General features: G+C 73.6%; 1 protein-coding gene. It reads left to right on the top strand.

Annotated features, from left to right (window positions below):
- A partial coding sequence (locus tag RB628_RS42300; RefSeq protein ID WP_318325872.1) for a maltotransferase domain-containing protein occupies window positions 1–235 on the top strand: 235 nt, incomplete at both ends.

The raw sequence follows: 235 nt of genomic DNA, 5'->3' as shown, positions 1-235 counted from the left end.
CGATCGGCACCTGGCGGCACCACGCGGGCATCAAGATCCCGGCCGGGATCGACACCGGGCTGGTGCTGGAGGAAGGCGCGCTGCTGTACGAGCGTGCCGCCGCCGGCATACCGAAGAAGGCGGCCCGAGCCGTAGTGCTTGCTTCCGCGCGCGGCCTGGGCGACGACTCGCTCCCTGTCGCGGCCCGGCTGGCGGCGGCGCTGACTCCGGCGGTGAGCAAGGTGCTGGCCCGGTA

It is taken from the genome of Streptomyces sp. ADMS, from assembly GCF_033441795.1.
Lineage (GTDB): Bacteria > Actinomycetota > Actinomycetes > Streptomycetales > Streptomycetaceae > Streptomyces.
The sequence above is the reverse complement of the archived record's forward strand: the minus strand, read 5'-3'. Positions and strand labels throughout refer to the sequence as shown.